Here is a 7,113-nt window from a genome sequence, read left to right as displayed (position 1 = left end):
CCCGACGAGGTGGGCCCGGCGCTCCCCGAGCGCGCGGACGAGCCCGGCCACGTCGCCGGCCAGCGTCCACCCGTCGTAGCCCCGCGGTGGCTTGTCCGAGTCGCCGTACCCGCGCAGGTCCACGGCGACGGCCCGGTACCCGGCGTCGGCGAGGTCACGCAGCTGCCGGTGCCAGACCCACCAGAACTCGCCGAAGCCGTGCAGCAGGAGCACGAGCGGACCGGAACCGAGCTCGGCGACGTGCAGTCGGATGCCGTTGGCCGAGACGTCCCGGTGGGTCCACGGCCCCGCCAGCCGGACGGACGACGGGTCGGGCGGTGGAGCGGACGACCTCGGCAACCCGGTCAGTGCCCCGCCGGGGAATCCGGGCCCGCGCCCGCGGGACGCCTGCCGCCCGAGGAGGCGGGGTCGGCGGCCTCGGCGTCGGAATCCGCGGTGGCGTCCGGGTGCGCGAAATGCCCCCGGTGCCGCAGTGTCTCGGCGGTGTCCCGGAGGGAGTCGAGGGAGCGCTGCGGCTTGCGCACCCGCTTGACCTTGCGCAGGCCGAGGTAACCGAACACGCCCGCGACCACCAGCATCGCGAGGAACACGATGCCGAACGCGGCCCAGCGCGGCAGCCACTGCGCCAGCAGCTCGCCGAGGAAGAAGAACAGGAAGAACGAGCTGTACAGCGCGATGACCGCGGCCACGACGAAGAAGACACTGCCCTTGAACGCCTTCTTCGCCTCGCCGACGGCCTCGGCCTTGATGAGCTCGACCTCGGCTCTGACCAGCGTGGACACCTGCTGGGTCGCGTCGTGGACCAGCGAGCCGATCGACGCGGAGTCGGGGGCGGTTCCGTCGTCCGACGACAGCGGGATGTACGGGACGGCGCCCGTCCCGTCGCTGTCACCTGGGTGGTGTTTGGGGCTGCTCACGCGCATCATCGTGCCACGTGATCAAACCGGGGGCGCGCCGGGCGCGGGACGGGAGGTCAGCCCACCGCCGTTCCGGAGAGCAGCCCGACCACGTACGTCACCGACATCGTCAGCGCCCCGACCCCGACGTTGCGGACCGCGGCGCGACCGCGGGGCGCGTTGCCGAGGTGGGCACTGACCCACCCCGTGATGCCGAGGGCCACGGCGACGGCTCCGCCGGTGGCGAGCACCCGGACCGGGAGCGGGGTGAGGGTGATCGCCAGCAGCGGCAGCAGCGCACCCACCGTGAACGACAGCATCGACGCCCCCGCGGCCTGCCACGGGCTGGTGAGCTGGTCGGGATCGATCTGGAGTTCGGCCTCGGCGTGGGCGCGCAACGGATCCCGGGCGGTGAGTTCGCGGGCGACCTCGGCGGCCAGTTTCCGCGACAGGCCCTTGCGCTCGTAGATCCCGGCGAGCTCGCGCTCCTCCTCGTCGGGCATCGTGCGTAGTTCCTGCCGTTCGAGCCGGAGCAGGGCGCGTTCGGTGTCCCGTTGGGTGGACACGGAGACGTACTCGCCGCCCGCCATCGACAGTGCGCCGGCGACCAGGCCCGCGATCCCCGCGAGCAACAGTGCGGTGCGGTCGGTGGTGGCGCCGGCGACCCCCACCACGAGTCCGGCGGTGGAGACGATGCCGTCGTTGGCGCCGAGCACCCCCGCCCGCAGCCAGTTCAGCTTGCCACCGAGGTCGTGGTGGTGCGGTTCGTCCGGGTGCGGGTGTCCGGCATCGCTCACCCCGTCCATCCCAACGCACCGCCCGCGGCGCGGCAACACGGACGGTGCGTCGGGGTGCGACCTCCGGGCTCGGGTGGTCCGGACGGGTGGGTCAGCTCTCCAGGTCGGCCAGCGCCTGCCGCGCCTGTTCCAGCTCGGCCTCGAGCTGGGCGACCTTCGCCTGCTGCTGCTCCCGCGCGGCGTCGATGACCTCGTCGATCGGCGCGGAGAGGTCCTCGTGCAGCTCGCGGGCCGCGCGGGAGACGGCGGCGGCCGGAATGTCCAGTCCCTTGGCGACCCACTTGCTGCCGTGCTTGAGTTCGGCCTGCCACTCGCCGTCGGCGGTGCCCGTGACGGTCAGCGTCAGCTCGACCGTCCTCGTCTTGCGTGCGCCGGCCTTGCCCTTGCCGGTGCCCTTCCCGCGCGTGGCCTTGGACGACTCCTGCCCGGGTGTCGCGCCGGTGCCGCCGGTGTCGCCGGGCGTGCCCTCCGTGCCGCCGTCCTCGGGCTGTCCCTGCGGTCCCGGTTCGCCTGCCGGGCCGTCGTCGGCGGCCGGGACCTGCGGGCTCTCGTCCGTCGTCTGGGTGGCGGAACCAGCGGAATCAACGGTCATCGTCGGTGTCGTCTCCTTGAGGCGGCTGGATGTCGATACGAGCGGTGAGGATAGAACGTGCGTTCGAGTGCGGGCCCGGCGGGTCCGCCCGCGGCACGTCGGGAGAAAAGACGAACGGAATCGCCCGGGGTTGCGCCCGTAACTGTATCGAGACCTTCGTGAAACGAATTTCTTTCCGGGATGTTGCTCCTTCACGCGTTACACCGTTCCACTCGAAGGGGTGAAACATCGCGCAAGATGCCATCCGGGCCGGCGTACCGGCTGCCGAGAGTAATTCCGGAGAGCGCCGCACAGGGGTTGTCGGAGCGGGCTCGTCGGGGTCCGAACAAACCCTCGGTAACACTCGTGCCCTCCGCAACGATCATACCCTTCTCCCTGGCACGCCGGGGATCGCGGCGTGGACGGCGGGCGCCGTGTGGACGGTGCCGGGGGCCCGGGGAGAAGGTGCCGCGCGCCTTCGGCGGCGGTTCCCTCGGCTCACGTGCAGTTTTGTCGGAAAAGGGAACCTGCTGTCGGCCGGGGAAACGGGCTTTGTTTTAATAGCGTCCACCTCGCCCAGTTGATCTATGCCCCAGGGACAGGAAATGGAAACTACCGAGATTCGCCGGGAGCGCCCGGCCCGCGGGTCCGGCCGCAGGCCGTCGTCCCGCAAAGTGGTCGCAGCCGCGGCCGCGACCACGATGACGCTGCTCGCGTCCGCCTGCGGTGGGGGTGGCGGTGGGGACGCCGCCGACGCCGAGGGAGGTTCCGGGGACGCGGGCAAGCTTCCCGAGGCGACCACCTACGGCACCCTCGCGGACGCCCCGGAGGACCCGGACCCCCAGGGGTCCACCGACGGGGAGGTGGTCCACCCCAAGCGCGAGTTGAAGATCTACGACGAGGTCGACGGTGAGGCGTTCGCGCGTCTGCCGGAACAGCAGATCTCGTCCCCGACGTGGGTCCCGGTCATCGAGCGTGAGGGTGACTGGGCACAGGTCCTGCTGCCCACCAGGCCGAACGGTGCGGCCGGGTGGATCAAGGCGGGCGAGAGCGACGTCGAGACCGCGCAGAACGACTACGTGGTCAATGTGGACCGGGAGTCCTTCACCCTCGAGATCGTCGAGAGCGGCGAGCAGATCGGCGAGTACACGGTCGGTCTCGGCAAGGAGGAGCACCCGACCCCGGCCGGACGTGCCTACATCATCGCGTCCATCCAGGACCAGGTGAAGGACTACAGTCCCATCGTCCTCCCGTTGAGCGCCCACTCCAGCTCGCACGAGACCTACGGCGGTGGCCCCGGCACCGTCGGGATCCACACCTGGCCGGACGACAGTGTCTTCGGTCAGCGCTCCAGCGACGGGTGCATCCGGATCGACAACAACGGACTCGATGCGCTCGCCGAACTGCCGCTCGGCACGATGGTCAACATCACCTGATCGGCCGAACGGTCCTCCGTAACACCGCACGACCCAGTTCCCACTGATACGAAAGGTATTCCCTTGTCGAAGAAGAAGACGACGGCCGTCGGCGCCACCGTCCTGTCCGCGCTCGTCGCCGGCGGTGTCGCGTTCACCCCCGTCGCCACCGCCCAGGAGCCGGTCCAGGACTCGGCCTTCGCGCTGGGCGCGGAGGGCCTGCTGAACGTCAGCAAGATCCCGCACGTGCAGGGTGAGGGCAAGGACCACCTGGTCTACACCGAGCTGCCCCCCGGCGACCAGGCGATCCTGTCCGCCGGTGTGTTCAACGCCGCCGCCGACGACGGCTTCGCCAGCGCGAGCACCGCGGACGTGGGCGTCAACCTGCCCGCCGCTCCGCTGATCGGCGCCTCGCTGATCAAGGCCGAGTGCGTGGACGGCGAGGCCCGGACCTCGCTGGTGGACCTCCAGGTCGGCAACGAGAAGATCGCGATCGACCAGCTCAAGCCGAACACCGAGCTCATCCCGGACCCGCTGCAGGGCATCGCGCGGCTCACGCTGAACAAGCAGGAGGAGAACGAGGACGGCTCCACCACCGTCACCGCGATCGCCATCGACCTGCTCAACAGCACGCAGACCCTGGACATCTCCCAGGCCACCTGCGCGCTGAGCGACGAGGGCGACGACGGCGACAACGGCGACAACGGCGACGACGGCGACAACGGCGACGACGGCGACAACGGCGACGACGGCGACGACGGCAACAACGGCGGCGACGACAACGACGGCAACAACGGCGGCGACGACGGCGACGACAGCGACAACGGCGCCGACGACGGCGACGAGGCCGGCGAGGACGGCAAGGCCCCGAAGCCGACCCCGCAGCCGGGCAACCTCGAGGTGACCGGCTGACCTGACCGGTCGAGACCGGCACACCGGTAACCACCGGTACGGCTGACGAAAGCGGCCCCCACTCGCACGGGTGGGGGCCGCTTTCTCGTGTCCGTGGGGCCCGGGCCCCGCCACCCGTGGTGCCGGGGCCCGGGCCCGGGGCTCACTCGTCGTCCGCGCCGGACTTCAGTCCGCTGGAGATGAGGTCCATGACGGAGCTGTCCGCGAGCGTCGTCACGTCCCCGACCTCCCGGTTCTCGGCGACGTCCCGCAGTAGCCTGCGCATGATCTTGCCGGAGCGGGTCTTCGGCAGTTCGGGAACCACCATGATCTGCCGGGGCTTGGCGATCGGGCCGATCTCCGCGGCGACGTGGTCCCGCAGCGCCTGGATGGCCTCGGCCCCGCCCGCGTCGTCCTCGGCCACCCCGCCGCGCAGGATGACGAACGCGACGATGCCCTGACCCGTGGTCGGGTCCGTGGCGCCCACGACGGCGGCCTCGGCGACGGTCGGGTGCGAGACGAGCGCGGACTCGACCTCCGTGGTGGAGATGCGGTGCCCGGAGATGTTCATCACGTCGTCCACCCGGCCGAGCAGCCAGATGTCGCCGTCGGTGTCGTACTTGGCGCCGTCCCCGGCGAAGTAGAAGCCGTGCTCGGCGAAGCGCGACCAGTAGGTCTCGCGGTAGCGCTCGTCGTCGCCCCAGATGCCGCGCAGCATGGCGGGCCACGGCTTGTCCAGCACCAGGTAGCCGCCCCCGCCCTTGCCGACCTCGACACCGTGGTCGTCGACGACCTTGGCGGAGATCCCGGGCAGCGGACGCTGGGCCGAGCCCGGCTTCGCGTGGGTCACCCCGGGCAGCGGAGAGATCATGATCGCGCCGGTCTCGGTCTGCCACCAGGTGTCCACGATCGGGCAGCGGTTGCCGCCGATGTGCTCGCGGTACCACATCCACGCCTCGGGGTTGATGGGCTCACCGACCGAGCCGAGCACCCGCAGCGAGGACAGGTCGTACTGCGCGGGGATGTCGGCGCCCCACTTCATGAACGTCCGGATCAGCGTGGGCGCCGTGTAGTAGAGGCTGACCCCGTAGTTCTGCACGATCTCCCAGTGCCTGCCCTCGTGCGGCGTGTTGGGTGTGCCCTCGTAGACGACCTGGGTGGCGCGGTTGGCCAGCGGTCCGTACACGATGTACGTGTGCCCGGTGACCCAGCCGATGTCGGCGGTGCACCAGTAGACGTCCTCGCCGGGCTTGTGGTCGAACACCGCGTCGTGCGTGTAGGCGGCCTGGGTCAGGTAGCCGCCGGAGGTGTGCAGGATGCCCTTCGGCTTCCCGGTGGTGCCGGAGGTGTAGAGGATGTAGAGCGGGTGCTCGGAGTCGAACGCCTCCGGGGTGTGCTGATCGGACTGCGCGTCCAGCAGCTCGTGCCACCACAGGTCCCGCCCCTCGGTCCAGGGGACGTCCTCCTCGCCGGTGCGGCGCACCACGAGCACCTTCTCCACGCTCTCCGCGCCGGCCAGCGCGTCGTCCACGTTGGCCTTCATCGGCGCGGCCTTGCCCCGGCGGTACTGGCCGTCCGACGTGATCACCACCTTCGCCCGGGCGTCGTCCACCCGGGAGCGCAGCGCGGTCGGGGAGAACCCACCGAAGACGACACTGTGCAGCGCACCGATCCGGGCGCAGGCCAGCATCGCCACGATCGCCTCGGGGATCATCTGGAGCTGGATGGCCACCCGGTCGTGCGCGTCGACCCCGAGCGAGGTCAGCGCGTTCGCGGCGCGGCTGACCTCCGCCTGCAACTCGGCGTAGGTGATGTCCCGGGTGTCGCCCGGCTCGCCGACCCAGTGGATGGCCACCTGGTCGCCGTACCCGTTCTCGACGTGCCGGTCGACGCAGTTGTAGGCGACGTTGAGCCTGCCGCCGACGAACCACTTCGCGAACGGGGCGTCGGACCAGTCGAGTACCTGTGACCACGTCGTCTCCCAGTGCAGGCGCTCGGCCTGCCGGGCCCAGAAGGCCTCCCGGTCCGCGTCGGCCTCGGTGTAGGCCTGCCCGGTGACGTTCGCCTGCGAGGCGAACTCGTCGCCCGGCGGGAACGTACGGCTCTCGGTCAGGAGGTTGTCGAGTGCCGGTGACTGCTCTGTCATGGTTGCGAGTCCTCTTCCAGGTCCGACATACAGGGTCCGCGCACGCGGAGGGCTCCGCGCACGCACGCCGGTGGCGACGTTAGTACCGCATCTCACAAGAGTGCAGCCACGCCACGACGGTCGACAAGTGACGGCGGACGAGCGGCTGACGAGCGGTGCACGAACGCCGGCACGTCCACCGGCGCGGTCCGCGTGCCCGGCGGAACCCGGGTACGGAGTCCGGGTACGGCCCGGGGTGCGGGCACCGACGGCGACCGACGGCACACACCGGCACCGCCGCCGACCGGAGGCCGCCGGGCGCTGCCTATGCTCGCGGGCATGACGCAGCACCAGGGGACCGCCGACCCGCTCGCCCCGCTGATGGAACTGGACGGCGTCGCGGAGGCGGCGGAGAACG

Annotated in this window: 7 protein-coding genes; 2 read left to right on the top strand and 5 right to left on the bottom strand. The window is 71.0% G+C overall.

Annotation, left to right across the window (positions count from 1 at the left end; all coding sequences use genetic code 11):
- The 4 genes from ACTIR_RS0103385 to ACTIR_RS0103370 form a co-directional block, all read right to left on the bottom strand.
- Window positions 1-339, bottom strand: a 339-nt coding sequence (locus tag ACTIR_RS0103385; RefSeq protein ID WP_026453224.1) for an alpha/beta fold hydrolase, incomplete at its 3' end; no start/stop codon positions are given.
- A gap of 5 nt (window positions 340-344) precedes the next feature.
- Window positions 345-926 (bottom strand): phage holin family protein, encoded by a 582-nt coding sequence (locus tag ACTIR_RS21445; RefSeq protein WP_154663653.1) that lies wholly within the window; start codon window positions 924-926, stop codon window positions 345-347.
- Window positions 927-973: 47 nt separating this feature from the next.
- Window positions 974-1,702 (bottom strand): VIT1/CCC1 transporter family protein, encoded by a 729-nt coding sequence (locus ACTIR_RS0103375; protein ID WP_034238146.1) that lies wholly within the window; start codon window positions 1,700-1,702, stop codon window positions 974-976.
- A gap of 82 nt (window positions 1,703-1,784) precedes the next feature.
- Entirely contained in the window at window positions 1,785-2,285 is a 501-nt protein-coding gene (locus ACTIR_RS0103370) for a DUF6319 family protein (RefSeq protein WP_026453222.1), read from the bottom strand.
- A 653-nt stretch (window positions 2,286-2,938) separates the two neighbouring features.
- Between ACTIR_RS0103370 and ACTIR_RS0103365 the strand changes: the two genes are divergently transcribed.
- Entirely contained in the window at window positions 2,939-3,700 is a 762-nt protein-coding gene (locus ACTIR_RS0103365; RefSeq protein ID WP_026453221.1) for a L,D-transpeptidase, read from the top strand.
- Window positions 3,701-3,763: 63 nt separating this feature from the next.
- Window positions 3,764-4,591, top strand: coding sequence for a choice-of-anchor P family protein (locus ACTIR_RS0103360; protein WP_026453220.1), 828 nt, complete (start codon window positions 3,764-3,766; stop codon window positions 4,589-4,591).
- A 142-nt stretch (window positions 4,592-4,733) separates the two neighbouring features.
- Here the strand turns inward: ACTIR_RS0103360 and acs are convergent, their stop codons facing one another.
- A complete protein-coding gene (gene acs, locus ACTIR_RS0103355) occupies window positions 4,734-6,716 on the bottom strand; it encodes an acetate--CoA ligase (RefSeq protein ID WP_026453219.1) in 1,983 nt (660 codons plus the stop codon).
- Between the last annotated feature and the right edge of the window lie 397 nt (window positions 6,717-7,113).

The sequence above is a fragment of the Saccharomonospora iraqiensis subsp. iraqiensis genome (assembly GCF_000430445.1).
Lineage (GTDB): Bacteria > Actinomycetota > Actinomycetes > Mycobacteriales > Pseudonocardiaceae > Saccharomonospora > Saccharomonospora iraqiensis.
Note: the sequence above shows the minus strand (reverse complement) of the source record. Positions and strands in the feature narration are given on the sequence as shown.

What these genes read in the sequence shown, in the direction of transcription:
- ACTIR_RS21445 (WP_154663653.1), bottom strand. Translation starts at nt 926, where the DNA reads ATGATGCGCGTGAGCAGCCCCAAACACCACCCAGGTGACAGCGACGGG.
- ACTIR_RS0103375 (WP_034238146.1), bottom strand. Translation starts at nt 1,702, where the DNA reads ATGGACGGGGTGAGCGATGCCGGACACCCGCACCCGGACGAACCGCAC.
- ACTIR_RS0103370 (WP_026453222.1), bottom strand. Translation starts at nt 2,285, where the DNA reads ATGACCGTTGATTCCGCTGGTTCCGCCACCCAGACGACGGACGAGAGC.
- acs (WP_026453219.1), bottom strand. Translation starts at nt 6,716, where the DNA reads ATGACAGAGCAGTCACCGGCACTCGACAACCTCCTGACCGAGAGCCGT.